We start from the raw sequence: 12,579 nt of genomic DNA on the forward strand, positions 1-12,579 counted from the left end.
TCGGTCAGGGGCGTCGCGCGGGGACGGGCCGGAGCCCGGGCCAGCGGGCGAGCATCCGCCGGCGCATGTCCGCGCAGAGGGTGCTCAGTCCGCTCGGACCATCGCGGACGGCGGTCATGCCGCCGACGACACCGAGCCGGTGCACGAGGCGTTGACGGGCCGTCACGGTGCCCCACTTCCAGTCGCGGACCGGGATCCGGGCCAGGTGATCGGCGCCTTCGCGGTGGGCCCGCTGGACCAGGGCGTCGCCCCGGATCAGCCAGCCGGCGCAGAAGTCGGTGAGGTCGCCGTGGAGTTCGTCGCCGGCCTCGGCGCGCCACGCCGTGCGGTAGGCGGTCTCCGCCCGTTCCAGCAGCGGGGCGGGGGCCGCGGTGACGCACCAGCAGGTCGGGAAGCCGATGCGCAGGTAAGCGAGCTCCACCAGCCCGCTGCCCAGTGAGGCCTGTTCGAAGTCGATGAACCGGGTCCCGCCGGTGGTGTGCAGGTCGTTGCCGGGGCACGGGTCGCCGTGGAGCAGGGCGTGCCCGGGCGCCCGGGCGAGCCGGTGCACGAGGCCGTCGAGCTCGCCGGGCACGCCGGGAGGGACGGGAGCGTCGAGAGCGGCGGCCAGCCGGAGGAAGGAGGCGGCGTCGGCGGCGTCCGGGCCCTGCCAGCGGGGCAGCACTCCGGCGTGCTCGGGACGGGCGACGGCATGCAGCCGGGCCAGTGCCGCCGCGTAGTCCACGATCCAGTCGCCGGAGGGTCGTCGGTGGTCCAGATGTTCCAGGACCAGCACCCGGTCGTCGGGGGCGGTGCCCAGGAGTGCGGGCACCACGGCCGGGTCGGCTCCGGCGGCGAGACGCAACGCGGCCAGTTCACGGGCGTACCGCTCGTCGGCGTCGGGACCGTCGACGATCTGCTTCACCACCACCGGCGCCCCGGCCGTCTCCACCCGCCACACCCGTGAGCGCGGGCTGCTGCTCAGCCGCCGGGAACGTCCGGGCGCGCCCAGTCCGGTCCGTAACGCGTCCCCCCAGGGCAGTCGCCGTCTCATCCACTCATCCTCGCACGGGGGGCCCTGTCCTGACCGGGGTATGCCGGGCCTCCGACCCGGCCGTGGAGCGGCGGCGGGTCGAAACGCTCTGCTCCGTGCCGCCCGCGGGTTCAGGCGCTCCTCCGGGCCGCGTCGCGCCGTATGGTACGACGTCGGCCCGCGCCCGAGTCCGGCATCGGGCCCCGCGTCGCGGCGGGGGCACGGCCGGCACGTACGGTACGGCAGGTGAACGAACCGCTCGAAGCCGTGACCGGCCCCCCTGCGGAGAGACGCGTCCGGGCCACGACGACCCGCGTGTTCCTGGCGCTCGCCCCGCCCGACGACGCGAAGAACGAGCTGGCGCAGGCGCTGCGCCCGGCCTACGACGCCCATCCCCGCATGCGGTGGAACCGCGTCGAGGACTGGCACATCACCCTGGCGTTCCTCGGTGAGCTGCCGGTCTCCGCCGTCCCGCCGCTGATGCCTCCGCTCGCCGGGCTCGCGGCGCGGCGACGTCCCCTGCGGCTGGCGCTGCACGGCGGCGGGCACTTCGACGAGCGGGTGCTGTGGGCCGGGGTCACGGGGGACCTCGCAGGGCTGCACCACCTCGCCACCGACGTACGCGCCCTCGTCAGGGAGTGCGGTGTCTCCTTTCCTGAGCGGCCCCTGCGGCCCCATCTGACGCTGGCCCGGTCCCGCCGGGGTGACCACACGGCCACGGTGGAGGCCGCGGCGGGGCTCGCCGCGTTCACCGGCCGGAGTTGGGAGGCTGCCCGTCTCCACCTGGTCGGCAGCAACATCGGCCGGGGCCCGGGGCCGATCCACTACCGCGACATCGACGCCTGGGACTTCCACCACGGAGCGGACGTGACCTGAACCTCTGCCGTGCTCCTACGGCGGCCGCACGGTCAGGGTCCCGTGCCACACGAGTCACGCGGACCGGTCGCCGGTCCCGTGTCACGCGGACCGGTCGTGCGACAGCAGGAACTCGGTGGCCCGCGCGATGGCCTCGGCGGATGTGCCGTGGACGGGCTCCGACTCGTCCTCCTGCAAGTCCGCTCCCGTGGCGGTGTACCACCAGGCGTCGGCGCCCGGATCGTGGTGAATCACGGCGTCGCCGCCCGCGTAATGAAGCGGAATGGACTCGCTGGCGGACTTCTTGGGCACCGCGTGCGGCCACTTGACACGCGCCGACTGACGCCTGATACCACCCCAGGCCGCGCCGAGCTGCGCGTAGCTGGATCCACCGCGTCCGGCGACGGTGGCCGCGCTCTCGGCCAGCCGGTCGACGGACCGCTTGGCCTCGTAGAGCGACCGCACCATCGCCAGCTGCACATCGGGCGCGGCCATGAGGGCGGCGTCGAAGGGTTTGCCGGCCGCGCGGTAGGCGAGCGCGCGCGTCGAGATCCGTTCCGCCAGTGACCGGACGGCGTCGAGCACCTGCTCGTCCATGGCGAACGTGTCGTCGTCGCGGGGCTCGATCCAAGCGGGGTCCACCGGGGTCAGGACCGTGGCCCAGAAATTCTCATCGCTCTGATCAGGGGTCGGGATCGCCTTCACATCATCCATATGACAACTTTACCTGTCGTCGACCAAGTCGGCAATCGCATTTGTCGTCTTAACTTCCGACAGATACAACTGTCACCCAAGAGTCCATAACTATACCTTTCGTAAGGTACAGTTATGGAGTTCGGGGCGGCTCTCACAGTGAGGCTCATGAGGGATGACCATCAGCACGAAGCGGCGCTGGCTGCTCCTGGCCGTGGTGAGCGCGGGACTCCTGCTGATCACGCTGGACAACTCCATCCTTTACGCGGCCCTGCCGACGCTGGTGGAGGATCTCGGCGCGAGCAGCTCCGAGGGGCTCTGGATCATCAACGCCTATCCGGTCGTGATGGCCGGCCTGCTCCTGGGCAGCGGCACGCTCGGTGACCGGGTGGGACACCGGCGGATGTTCCTGGTCGGCCTCGTGGTCTTCGGTGCGGCCTCGCTCGTCGCGGCGTTCTCCACCAGCCCGGAGGCCCTGATCGCCGCGCGGGGCTTCCTCGCCGTCGGCGCGGCCGCGATGATGCCCGCCACCCTCGCCCTGATCCGCGTCACCTTCGACGACGAGCGCGAGCGCAACATGGCCATCGCGGTCTGGGGCACCATGGCGGTCGTGGGCAGCGCGCTGGGGCCGATCATCAGCGGGATCCTGCTGCAGCACTTCTGGTGGGGATCGGTCTTCATCATCAACATCCCGGTCGTCCTCGCGGCGATCGTGGCCACCCTGTTCGTCGCCCCGCCGAACGACCCGGACCCCTCCAAGCGCTGGGACCTCATCTCCTCGCTCCTGGCTCTCGTCGCCCTGGTCGGCCTCGTCATCGCGATCAAGGAGACGGCGAAGACCGACCCCGCTCCGGCCGTCGTCGCCGCCGCCGTCCTCGCGGCCGTGGTCGGCGGATGGACGTTCGCCCGACGTCAGCGCCGCCTGCCCTACCCGCTGCTGGACTTCGCGATCTTCCGCAACCGGGCCTTCCTCGCGGGGGTGCTGGCCGCCGGATTCGCCCTCTTCGCCATCGCCGGCATCCAGCTCGTCACCACCCAGCGCTTCCAGCTCGTAGAGGGCTTCACCCCGCTGCGGGCCGGATTCCTCGTCGCGGCCGTCGCCCTGGGCGCGTTCCCCACCGCGATGCTCGGGGGCGCGGTCCTCCACCGGGTGGGCCTGCTGCCCCTCATCGCCGGGGGTCTCGCACTGGGCGCCGTCGGCACCGTGCTGGTCCTCACGAACTTCGCCACCAGCATGGGCCTCCTCGTCACCGGGCTGATCATCACCGGCAGCGGACTCGGCGCGGCCATGTCCGTCGCCTCCAGCGCGATCATGGGCAATGTCCCAGCCCGCAGGGCGGGCATGGCCTCGTCCGTCGAGGAAGTCTCCTACGAGTTCGGCAGCCTGGTCGCGGTCGCCCTCCTCGGCAGCCTGCTGACCGCCGTGTACTCCGCGACCATCGACCTCCCCGCCGGGGTGTCCGAACGGGCGCGCGACAGCCTCGACAGCGCGCTCGCCCTGGCCGACGAAGGGGCGGGGGCCGACACCGCACTGGTCACCGCGGCGTCCGAGGCATTCGACGGCGCGTACCTCGCCGTGATGATCGTGGTCGCCGCCGTCCTGGCCGTCGGCGCCCTCGCGACCGGCGTGCTGCTGCGCCGCCACGGCCCCGGCTCGGCCCTGTCCGGCCCCGCACACCACTGAAGCGCCGCACCCCACGCGGCTCCGTACGCCCCCGGGCTCGGAACACCGCCGAGTCCGGGACACCACCGACCCGACGGCACGGGAGCCACCCATGCGCACCAGCAAACGGACCCAGATCCTCGAAGCCGCCACCCGTGTCGTACAACGTGAAGGCGTCAAGAGCGTCACCTTCGACTCCGTCGCCGCGGAGGCAGGGCTGACGAAGGGCGGCCTCCTGTACCACTTCGCCTCGCGCGACGACCTCGTCCGGGCGATCCACCAGCATCTGGCCGACCAGTGGGAAGCCGACCTGGTCGCGGCGGCCGGGAAGCCCGCGGCCGAGGCCACCCGGGAGGAACGGCTCGCCGCCTACGCCCGCGTCGCCATCCAGAGCGCCACGCGGGCCGAGCTCCTGCTGATGCTCGAAGGCTCGACGAACCCCGCACACGCGGCCGTGTGGGAAGCCGTGACGGAACGGTGGGCGCCGTCCCCCGCGTCGGCGGCCGACGATCCGGCCGCGCTCGACCGGTTCATCGCCCGCCTCGCGGCCGACGGCCTGTGGCTGTACGAATCACTGACCGCGGAGCCACTGGACCCCGGCATGCGGCGGGCGGTCGCCGACCGCATCGCCGACGCCCTGACCCACCGCGACGGCTGACCGCCGGGGCACGTCCGCCCTCGGCGGCTCAGTAGGCGTCGGCGGCCTCGCCCAGGGCGGTGGTAGGACGTCCTGCAGCCCCAGAACCTCGTCCAGGGACAGACCGGTGGCGTCCAGCACGCCGCGGGGGACGGGCAGCGCGCGTTCGCGCAGGCGCGCGCCCTCGTCGGTCAGGTCGATCAGAACGGACCGTTCGTCCTCGCGGCTGCGTTGGCGCCGGACCAGTCCGGCCGTCTCCAGCCTTCTTCAACAGCGGCGAGAGGGTTCCGGAGTCCAGCTGGAGGCGGTCCCCAATGACCTTGACCGGCTGGGGGCCGTGCTCCCACAGGACCAGCATCTCGGTGGTCATGCGCGTGGAACTTACGGACACCCTCGCGGGCGAGGCCGGGCGCAAGCTGGTCGAGGCCACCCACGCCTACTGCCCGTACTCCAAGGCCACTCGGGGAAACATCGACGTCGAGCTGGTCATCGAGTAGTCGCCCCGCCCCGAGCCACCCCCTCGCCTTCGCATCGGCACGTCACGCCTTCAAGCGGGCCAGCACCGCGCCCACCGCGCGGTGCACGGCCTCGCGCGCCCCGTCGGTCGGATCGAGGGTCTCGAAGCCGTGACGCCCCTCCGGTACGTCGATGACCTCGACGTTCGCTCCGCAGCGGGCGGCCTCGGCCAGGAACTCCTCGACGGTCGCGGCGATTTCGGCACTCTCGCGTTCTGCCCGGACCAGCACGACGGGAAGGCGACCGGCTCGGGAGACCGCCCGGACCGGGTGGAAACGGGTGTCACCCAGCCCCCAGCTCGGCAGCGGCGCGAGGATCGGGTAGTTCGCGGCCACGCAGCGCAGCCACGGCGGCGGGTCCGTCAGCCAGTCCGCCGTGATCGGGCCTCCGCCGGAGAAGAACCACACGACGATCCGGTCCGCGTCCACCCTCGGGTCGGCGCGCACCCGCTCCACCGCGTCGGCCACGTCCGCGGCAGCCACCTCGTAGTCGGTCACGGCGTGCAGGCGGTGGTCGAGCGTCACACCCACGACTCCCTGCCCCGCGACGATGCGTGCGTATCCCGTCAGGGTCGGCCAGTCCCGGGGCGTGGGCCGCGCCTCGGCGGGCACCGGGCCGCCGTGCACGAAGACCACGGCCGGGTGCGGGCCCGGGCCGTCCGGCAGGTACAGGTCGGTGTTCCCGGTGCGCTCGCGGGGCCTTTCGGGCACGTCGAGCAGGAACGGCCGCAGATGGGCGGGCGTACGGGAGGCGTCGGCAGCGGCCAGCCGGTGTCCCCCGCCGGACGCGGCCTCCATCAGAGTCTCGGCCAGCGCGGCGGGGCAGGACAGCATCGGCCAGTGCCCGGTGGGCAGTTCGAGGAAGGGCACCCGGGCCTCGGCCAGCGACCGGAGCGCCGGGTCGCCGACATCCACCAGGATCTGGAGCATCTCGACGCCCGGCCCGTTGCCGGTGCACAGCACCCCGGTCACGGGCACGTCGGCCACGGCTCCGGTGAGCCGCAACGGCTGGAGCAGCGTGCCCAGGGGCTGCGGCGCCGCGAGGGCGGCGAGTCCGTCGAGCGCCGCCCCGGAGAGACCGGCGACGCTCCCCCAGCGGGACCACGCGTCCCGGGCCGGGGGTGGCAGTTCACCGCCGGGCCCCCGTTCCCCTTTTCCGGCGGCGCGCTCCATCACCTCCTCGCGCAGGCGTTGGTCGGGCACGGCGGCCAGGGCGGGGACTCCGTCCCTCGGCATCCCGGCGTCCAGGTAGACGATTCGGGCGATCGCCCCGGCCCTCCGGTCGGCGGCGCCGAGCGCCGGGTGGATGCCGTAGTCGTGGCCGACGAGCACGATCTCCGGGTCGGCGGCCTCCGCCGCCACCGCGTCGATCACCGCGAGCACGTCCGCGACATGGGTCTCCAGGTCGACGGCCTCGCCGGGATCCGCGGGGCGTCCGCCGAGCGCGGTGAGCGCCACCGTTCGCACCTCGGCGCCTTCCGCGGCCAGCCGGGCGGCGGTGTCCCGCCACACGTGGGGTCCGGTGAACGCCCCGGCCACCAGGATGAATACAGTCATGGTCCCTCCTCGTCACGGTGTCTCCCGCGCCCCGGCCCGATCTCCCGGCAGCGCTCGCCGTTACCGTAGGAACTCCCCCTGGTGGAGGTTCAAGTGTTCTCGTCGTACGACGGTCTGTGCACCATCGGCGAACTGGCCGAGCAGACGGGCGTGAGCGTCAAGACCGTCCGCTTCTATTCGGACCGAGGGCTGCTTCCGGAGGCCTCCCGCAGCGCCGGCGGGCACCGCAGGTACGCCCCGGAGGCCGTGGAGCGGCTGCGCATGATCCGCTCCCTGCGCGGCCTCGACCTGCCGGTTCCCGAGGTGCGCCGCATCCTCGACGAGCAGGACGGGCAGGACGAGCGGGGCGACGGGGCCGGGGAGGGTGGCGCGTTGGAGGATGCCGTGGCCGGCCGGCTGCGCTCCCTGGGCTCCGAGCTCGCCGCTCTGCGCTGGCGGGAGGCCGCGCTCAGGCTGGTACAGGAGAGCCCGCCGGCCGAACGGCCCGACCGGCTGCGGCTGGTCGGTGCGGTCGCCGCCCCGCCGAGCACCGCCTCGCTGGCCCGGTTCTGGCGTGCGTGGCTGCCGCCCCGCATGCCCGCCCGGTCGGTCACCGCGTTCCTGGAGGCGGCGGTGCCGGACCTGCCCGACGACCCACGGCCGGACCAGGTCCTCGCCTTCGCACGGCTGCACGCCTACGTGACCCGTCCGTGCGGGGGCGGTGATGGCGGCGGCTCCTGCCAGCCCCGCGCGCACGGCGTCGCCGGGGCCCGTGCGTCGGCCGTGCTGTACGCGGGGCTCGCCGAGGCGTACGACCTGGCGGGCCGGGAGCTGCGCCGCGATGCGGAGCCCTGTCCCGGCGAGGCGCTGGACGGTTTCGTGGACGCGTACGCGAGCACGTACGGCGCCCCCGACACGACGGCCTTCCGCCGCGTACTGGCCGGCCGGCTCGCGGCCGATCCGCGCATCGACCGCTACTGGGACCTGACGGCCGAGGTGATCAGTGCTCCCGGCAGCCGCCCCGAGCCGACTCCGGGCTCCGCGCACGACTGGCTCCTGGCCTCCCTGGACGCGCAGTTGGGGGCGATGGACGGCGTGGACTCGTGGGAGGGGCGCGCTTCCGTCGCCCCCTCGCCCGGAACGGGCGTACGGGACGGGGCACGGGCCGTTTCACCCCGGTGAGCGGGGCCGTTCCTGGTCCGCGACCGCCCCGATCAGGCACTCCCGCAGGGCCAGGGCCGCCGGGAGCGGCGTGTCGGGCAGTGCCACATGCACGGTCCGGCGCATGGCGGGGTCGGTGAGGGGGCGCAGGACGAGTTCGCCCGGCACCGCCGGCGCCGCCAGCGAGGGGACCAGGGCCACGCCGAGCCCGGCGACCGCGTAGCCGAACTTGCCCGCCCACCCGGCGATCCGCATGACTTTCCCCGGGGTGAAGCCCGCTCGGGCGCAGGCGTCGGCGAGCATCGTGGGTCGGTCGCCGTACGCGCTCTGGATCCAGGTCTCGTCGCGGAGTTCGTACAGGTCGACGGCGTCGTCCCCGGCCAGGGGGTGTCGGCGCGGGAGGGCGACGAGCAGTTCGTCCTCGCACAGCACGGTGGTCGTGATCCCGTCGGCCGAGGGAAGGCCGTAGGGATAATCGCTCACGACGGCGAGGTCCAGCGTTCCGTCAGCCAGCTGCCGCATCAGCGTGCCGGTCGGGTTCTCGTCGGCCACCACGTCGATCCCCGGCCGGGCGTCCTTCAGGGCGCGCAGCGCGGTCGGCAGGAGTGCGATGTTGGCGGTGGCGAACGCGCCGGTGTGCAGGGGCCCGCCGCCTCCGGCGTGCAGCACGGTCAGTTCCCGCTCGGCCCGGGCCAGGCGGTCGAGAACGTCCACGGCGTGCCGGTGCAGCACCCGCCCCGCGGGGGTGAGCCGTACGCCTCGCGGGAGGCGTACGAGCAGCGGACCGCCCGCCCGGTGTTCCAGCGCGGCGATCCGCCGGGACACCGCGGACTGCGTGTAGTCCAGCCGGGCCGCCGCCCGGGTGAACGATCCGGTCTCGGCCACGGTGACGAGCAACCGGAGCGATTCGTTGTCCCACATGTCTTCCCCCTTGCCGCCGTGCTCGCCGCCCGGCCACCGGCATCCTCCCCGATCGCATTCCGGTGGCGCATGGGTCCCATGCGATTCGGTCGCTGGTGTCATGTCTCGGGCGGCCATAGCGTCGGGTGCGCGGCGGCGCCGAGAAACGGTGCGCGGCCGTCCGGGCCCACCACTCGATCGGTCGAGGACATGCGGGCCCCGGTGGCTTCACATCCCGAGAAGGCGGTTCATCGTGCGACAGACCCGGATCGCACCGGAGTTGGGGCAGCGGATCGGCACGTACCACGCCGTGGGGCTCGCGGGCGCGCTCGCCCAGTTCGCGGTGCGGACCGTCACCCTGCTGGCGGTCGTCCTGATCGCCCTGCTGGTGTGGATCAGGCCGAACTCCGCGCTGCTCAAGGGCGCCGTGGCCGCGATCCTGGTCCTCGTGCTGTTCGGCCTGCGGCTGGTGTGGCGCTTCGTCAGCGCGCGATGCGGCGGCAACCAGTGCCGGCTGCACCAGGGAGGCATCGCCGTCACCGGCCCGCTCGGCGGGGTACGGGACGCGGTGGTGTGGCGTGAGGTGACCGGTCTGCGCAGGACGAGCAGCGCCTCCCTCCTCATGGCCTCCCACCGCGTCGAGATCGAACGGCGGGGCGCGCCACCACTCACCTTCACGGCACTCGGGCTCGAACCCGCCCTGATCGGGGTCCTGTTGAGGCTCGCCGCACGCAACGGTCTGGAGTAGGCGACCGGCCCGGTCGCGGTGGGTCGGCCTGCCGTGTGCGGGCCGAAGCGCCCGGGATCGAGCGTGGCCAGCAGCGAAGTGACCACGAGATCGGTCGACGCTGCCATGTCCACGGATTCCGGTGACAGGAGCCACTGGACCTGCAGGCCGTCCATGACCGCGATGATGGCGTTGGCCGCGTTGTCGGTCAGCTCCGCCCGCCCGGCGGGCGGTTCGCAGGCCTCGCGCAGGGCGTCGGCGACGAAGTCGCGCAGCCCGTGGTAGCGGTCGCGGGAGTAGTCCTGGGCGGGGTGGTCGTCGGTGGCCGCCCTCGGCGTCGACGGCGCCGCCGGTTCCGCCCGGGCGGCCGACCCGGCCGCACAGGTGTGGGTCACCACTCCCGACGGCTCCAAGAAGCTCACCCCGGAAGGGAACGCCCCCTTCACCGGAGTTCCGCAGGCGGTCGACATCCGCGTCGACGCCGCCGACAGGGGCCAGAGGTTCACCGGTGCGGGGGCATCGGTGACGGGCGCATCGACCCATCTCCTCCAGAGCCTCCCCCAGGCTCAGCGCACCACGGTGCTGCGGTCGCTCTTCTCCACGGAGGGCGACGACATCGGGGCTCAACTACCTGCGCCAGCCCCTGGGAAGCACCGACTTCGACAGAGACGGCAACGCTTACACGTACGAGGACGCCCGAGGCGCCTTCTCCATCGACCGGGACCGGAGCCAGATCATCCCGGTCCTGAAGCAGGCCACGGCCATCAACCCGGCCATCCGCTTCATGGGCTCCCCGTGGTCGCCTCCCGCCTGGATGAAGACCGGCAACTCGCTCAACGGCGGCAGCCTGCGGCCCGAGCACTACGGCAAGTGCCTGAGTGTCGACAACTCCTCGACAGCCGACGGGGCCGGGCTCTCGCAGCAGCCCTGCTCCGGCTCCCCGGCCCAGGCGTTCACCCTGACCCGCTGACGCCCGCGACCGACCGCAGCGGCTCTCCGGGCGGGGGCCGCTGCGGTCCCGACACCGACACCGACACCGACAGGATCAGGCGCGCCGTACACCGCCCACGGCCGACGCGCCCCCCTATGCTTCGCCTTCTGCCAGTTCGCCCGCTTCAGGAGGTCCCGTGCCGGCCCGCGCCATGTACTGCTACACGTGCGATTCCGACGAGCAGCACCGTTCCCTCACCACCGACGAGAAGACCTGGCTCCGCGGCCGGACGGGCCGCCGGAGCGTCGACGAGTTCTTCATGTGCCAGGCGCCGAGCTGCCGCAATGTGCGCAGCGGTTTCAACAAGCACCCGTTCGACCCCGTGATCCGCGTCCCCCTGCCGGACTGATCCGGCCCCTGGCCGTCCCCTCAGGTCCGGCGGCGCGACCCTTGTCAGTATCCAGAATCCTGTTTACTGTTTGATGTGTGAACGACCTCGACGACCGACTCCTCACGCGCAACGGCCTCGCCGCCCGGCAGCTGGCCGTCCTGCTCCTGCATCACGAGCCGGACACCCGGCTGCCCCGCGTGCGCGACTTCGCCGAGGAGCTGGGCTGCGGCAACGGGACCGTCCAGGCGGCCCTCCAGCTACTGGAGGAGGCGGGGGCGATCTCCACGACCGCGCGCGGCCATCTGGGGACCTTCCTGGTCCGTTCGGACCGCACCGTCCTGTGGCGGCTGTCCGGCCTCGGCACCCTGCTCGCGGCCATGCCGCTCCCCTACTCCCGCAGGTACGAGGGGCTGGCGACCGGACTGCGCAGCGCCTTCGAGGAGGCGGGCGCGCCGTTCGCGATCACGTTCATGCGGGGCGCCGGAGCCCGCACCGCCGCCCTGCTGGAGGGCAAGGTCGACCTGGTGGTGCTGTCGCGCTTCGCCGCCGACCAGCTGATCGCCGAGCATCCGGTGGAGCTGGTGGCCGACCTCGGCCCCGCCACCTACGTCGGCGCACACGGCATGCTCGTACGGCACGGGGCCGATCTGGCCGCGCCGGGGCTCCGAGTGGCCATCGACCACGCCTCGGAGGATCTGCGCATGCTCGTGGAGCGGGTGTTCGCCGGCCGGGAGGACATCGAGTGGCGGGAGGCCTCCTACATGCAGCTGCACGACCTGTTCGCCCGGAACGAGGTGGACGCGACCGTCTGGAACCTCGACGAGGCGCAGGACCGGCTCGGGCTCGGCGTCGACGTGGTGCCGCTCGGCGACGAGGTCACCCGGGAGCTGGCCCTGCGCAACTCCACCGCCGCCGTGATCGGCCGGGCCGAGGGGGCCAAGGCTCTCGCCGCCGTCCGCGAGTCGCTCGACCTGTCGACGGTGACACGGCTGCAGAGTGAGGTACTGCGGGGGGAACGCGTCCCCTCGTACTGACCCGTCGGCCCGGCCGCCGCGAAGCGGATCATCCGGAGCGCCGTACACCTCGAAAATACAGAATCCTGGTTATTGTTGATTAAGGAGGACGATCATGGACGACCAGCTCGCACTGCGGATCCAGCTGTTCCGCGAAGGCGGTCAGGTCAAACCCGAGGTGGCCGACTTCGTCGCCGCCGAACTCGCCGCCCTGGAAGCCGAGGGCCATCTCGTCACCGAGGCGACGGCTGCCATGCTGACCAGCCATCTCATGATGGCCATCGGCCGACTGCTGAACGGGGAACCGATCGAGCAGTTCCTCACCGACGACCAGGTCGCCGCCGAGCTTGCGGACCATCCGGAAGCGGTCGCGCGCGCCCGGGCCGTCGCCGCACGGGCCGATCGGGAGCTCGGGGCCGCCCTCCCCGAGTCCGAGATCAACTTCCTCGGCATGCACCTGGCCGTACTGGCCCGGAGTTCCCCGCCCGCCCCCGCGTCCTGACCGGTCGCCGCGCCCCTCCCCCCGTACGCCCTCTCCCCGTACG

At 72.9% G+C, this 12,579-nt stretch carries 13 protein-coding genes and 4 pseudogenes; 11 read left to right on the plus strand and 6 right to left on the minus strand.

Annotated elements, in window-relative coordinates; genetic code table 11:
- Window positions 1-4: 4 nt before the first annotated feature.
- Window positions 5-1,033 (minus strand): aminoglycoside phosphotransferase, encoded by a 1,029-nt coding sequence (locus D581_RS0106220; protein WP_026290263.1) that lies wholly within the window; start codon window positions 1,031-1,033, stop codon window positions 5-7.
- A 225-nt stretch (window positions 1,034-1,258) separates the two neighbouring features.
- On the opposite strand from D581_RS0106220, the gene thpR reads away from it, so the two are divergent.
- Window positions 1,259-1,888, plus strand: a complete 630-nt coding sequence (thpR, locus tag D581_RS0106225) for an RNA 2',3'-cyclic phosphodiesterase (RefSeq protein ID WP_018956362.1) — start codon at window positions 1,259-1,261, stop codon at window positions 1,886-1,888.
- An 81-nt stretch (window positions 1,889-1,969) separates the two neighbouring features.
- On the opposite strand, the gene D581_RS0106230 is transcribed toward thpR, so the two are convergent.
- Window positions 1,970-2,581 carry a hypothetical protein gene (locus D581_RS0106230; RefSeq protein ID WP_018956363.1) on the minus strand — a complete coding sequence of 204 codons (612 nt, stop codon included), beginning with the start codon at window positions 2,579-2,581 and terminating at the stop codon, window positions 1,970-1,972.
- A 154-nt stretch (window positions 2,582-2,735) separates the two neighbouring features.
- Here D581_RS0106230 and D581_RS0106235 point away from each other — a divergent pair, with 154 nt between their 5' ends.
- Entirely contained in the window at window positions 2,736-4,244 is a 1,509-nt protein-coding gene (locus D581_RS0106235) for an MFS transporter (RefSeq protein ID WP_018956364.1), read from the plus strand.
- Window positions 4,245-4,335: 91 nt separating this feature from the next.
- Complete coding sequence (locus tag D581_RS0106240) at window positions 4,336-4,881, plus strand: TetR family transcriptional regulator (protein ID WP_018956365.1); 546 nt, start codon at window positions 4,336-4,338, stop codon at window positions 4,879-4,881.
- Between the two features lie 63 nt (window positions 4,882-4,944).
- Here the strand turns inward: D581_RS0106240 and D581_RS1000000141960 are convergent.
- Window positions 4,945-5,218, minus strand: a pseudogene (locus D581_RS1000000141960) (MarR family transcriptional regulator); the annotation flags it as partial.
- On the opposite strand from D581_RS1000000141960, the pseudogene D581_RS01000000136920 reads away from it, so the two are divergent.
- A pseudogene (locus D581_RS01000000136920) lies at window positions 5,217-5,357 on the plus strand (Ohr subfamily peroxiredoxin); the annotation flags it as partial. The pseudogenes D581_RS1000000141960 and D581_RS01000000136920 overlap by 2 nt on opposite strands.
- Window positions 5,358-5,399: 42 nt before the next feature.
- Here D581_RS01000000136920 and D581_RS0106255 read toward each other — a convergent pair.
- Window positions 5,400-6,932: an alpha/beta hydrolase gene (locus tag D581_RS0106255; protein WP_018956367.1), complete on the minus strand. Its 1,533-nt coding sequence runs from the start codon at window positions 6,930-6,932 to the stop codon at window positions 5,400-5,402.
- Window positions 6,933-7,025: 93 nt separating this feature from the next.
- On the opposite strand from D581_RS0106255, the gene D581_RS0106260 reads away from it, so the two are divergent.
- Window positions 7,026-8,093: a MerR family transcriptional regulator gene (locus D581_RS0106260; RefSeq protein WP_018956368.1), complete on the plus strand. Its 1,068-nt coding sequence runs from the start codon at window positions 7,026-7,028 to the stop codon at window positions 8,091-8,093.
- Here the strand turns inward: D581_RS0106260 and D581_RS0106265 are convergent.
- A complete protein-coding gene (locus tag D581_RS0106265) occupies window positions 8,082-8,993 on the minus strand; it encodes a LysR family transcriptional regulator (protein ID WP_018956369.1) in 912 nt (303 codons plus the stop codon). The two genes, D581_RS0106260 and D581_RS0106265, sit on opposite strands and share 12 nt — an antisense overlap.
- 232 nt (window positions 8,994-9,225) lie before the next feature.
- On the opposite strand from D581_RS0106265, the gene D581_RS01000000136925 reads away from it, so the two are divergent.
- On the plus strand, window positions 9,226-9,720 hold the full coding sequence (locus tag D581_RS01000000136925; protein WP_486585810.1) for a hypothetical protein: 495 nt from the start codon (window positions 9,226-9,228) through the stop codon (window positions 9,718-9,720).
- Between the two features lie 26 nt (window positions 9,721-9,746).
- Here D581_RS01000000136925 and D581_RS1000000139420 read toward each other — a convergent pair.
- Window positions 9,747-10,028, minus strand: a pseudogene (locus D581_RS1000000139420) (TetR family transcriptional regulator C-terminal domain-containing protein); the annotation flags it as partial.
- On the opposite strand from D581_RS1000000139420, the pseudogene D581_RS1000000139425 reads away from it, so the two are divergent.
- The 5 genes and pseudogenes from D581_RS1000000139425 to D581_RS0106295 form a co-directional block, all read left to right on the plus strand.
- Window positions 10,021-10,564: pseudogene (locus D581_RS1000000139425) on the plus strand (glycoside hydrolase); the annotation flags it as partial. The pseudogenes D581_RS1000000139420 and D581_RS1000000139425 overlap by 8 nt on opposite strands.
- A 9-nt stretch (window positions 10,565-10,573) precedes the next feature.
- A complete protein-coding gene (locus tag D581_RS1000000141965) occupies window positions 10,574-10,669 on the plus strand; it encodes an RICIN domain-containing protein (protein ID WP_486585818.1) in 96 nt (31 codons plus the stop codon).
- A 157-nt stretch (window positions 10,670-10,826) separates the two neighbouring features.
- On the plus strand, window positions 10,827-11,039 hold the full coding sequence (locus D581_RS0106285; protein WP_018956374.1) for a hypothetical protein: 213 nt from the start codon (window positions 10,827-10,829) through the stop codon (window positions 11,037-11,039).
- 77 nt (window positions 11,040-11,116) lie between these two features.
- Complete coding sequence (gene yhfZ / locus D581_RS0106290; protein WP_018956375.1) at window positions 11,117-12,055, plus strand: GntR family transcriptional regulator YhfZ; 939 nt, start codon at window positions 11,117-11,119, stop codon at window positions 12,053-12,055.
- Window positions 12,056-12,149: 94 nt separating this feature from the next.
- Window positions 12,150-12,536 (plus strand): PRD domain-containing protein, encoded by a 387-nt coding sequence (locus tag D581_RS0106295; RefSeq protein WP_018956376.1) that lies wholly within the window; start codon window positions 12,150-12,152, stop codon window positions 12,534-12,536.
- The last annotated feature ends 43 nt before the right edge of the window (window positions 12,537-12,579 follow it).

Source organism: Streptomyces sp. CNB091, assembly GCF_000377965.1.

What these genes read in the sequence shown, in the direction of transcription:
- D581_RS0106220 (WP_026290263.1), bottom strand. Translation starts at nt 1,033, where the DNA reads ATGAGACGGCGACTGCCCTGGGGGGACGCGTTACGGACCGGACTGGGC.
- D581_RS0106230 (WP_018956363.1), bottom strand. Translation starts at nt 2,581, where the DNA reads ATGGATGATGTGAAGGCGATCCCGACCCCTGATCAGAGCGATGAGAAT.
- D581_RS0106235 (WP_018956364.1), top strand. Translation starts at nt 2,736, where the DNA reads ATGACCATCAGCACGAAGCGGCGCTGGCTGCTCCTGGCCGTGGTGAGC.
- D581_RS0106240 (WP_018956365.1), top strand. Translation starts at nt 4,336, where the DNA reads ATGCGCACCAGCAAACGGACCCAGATCCTCGAAGCCGCCACCCGTGTC.
- D581_RS0106255 (WP_018956367.1), bottom strand. Translation starts at nt 6,932, where the DNA reads ATGACTGTATTCATCCTGGTGGCCGGGGCGTTCACCGGACCCCACGTG.
- D581_RS0106265 (WP_018956369.1), bottom strand. Translation starts at nt 8,993, where the DNA reads ATGTGGGACAACGAATCGCTCCGGTTGCTCGTCACCGTGGCCGAGACC.
- D581_RS0106295 (WP_018956376.1), top strand. Translation starts at nt 12,150, where the DNA reads ATGGACGACCAGCTCGCACTGCGGATCCAGCTGTTCCGCGAAGGCGGT.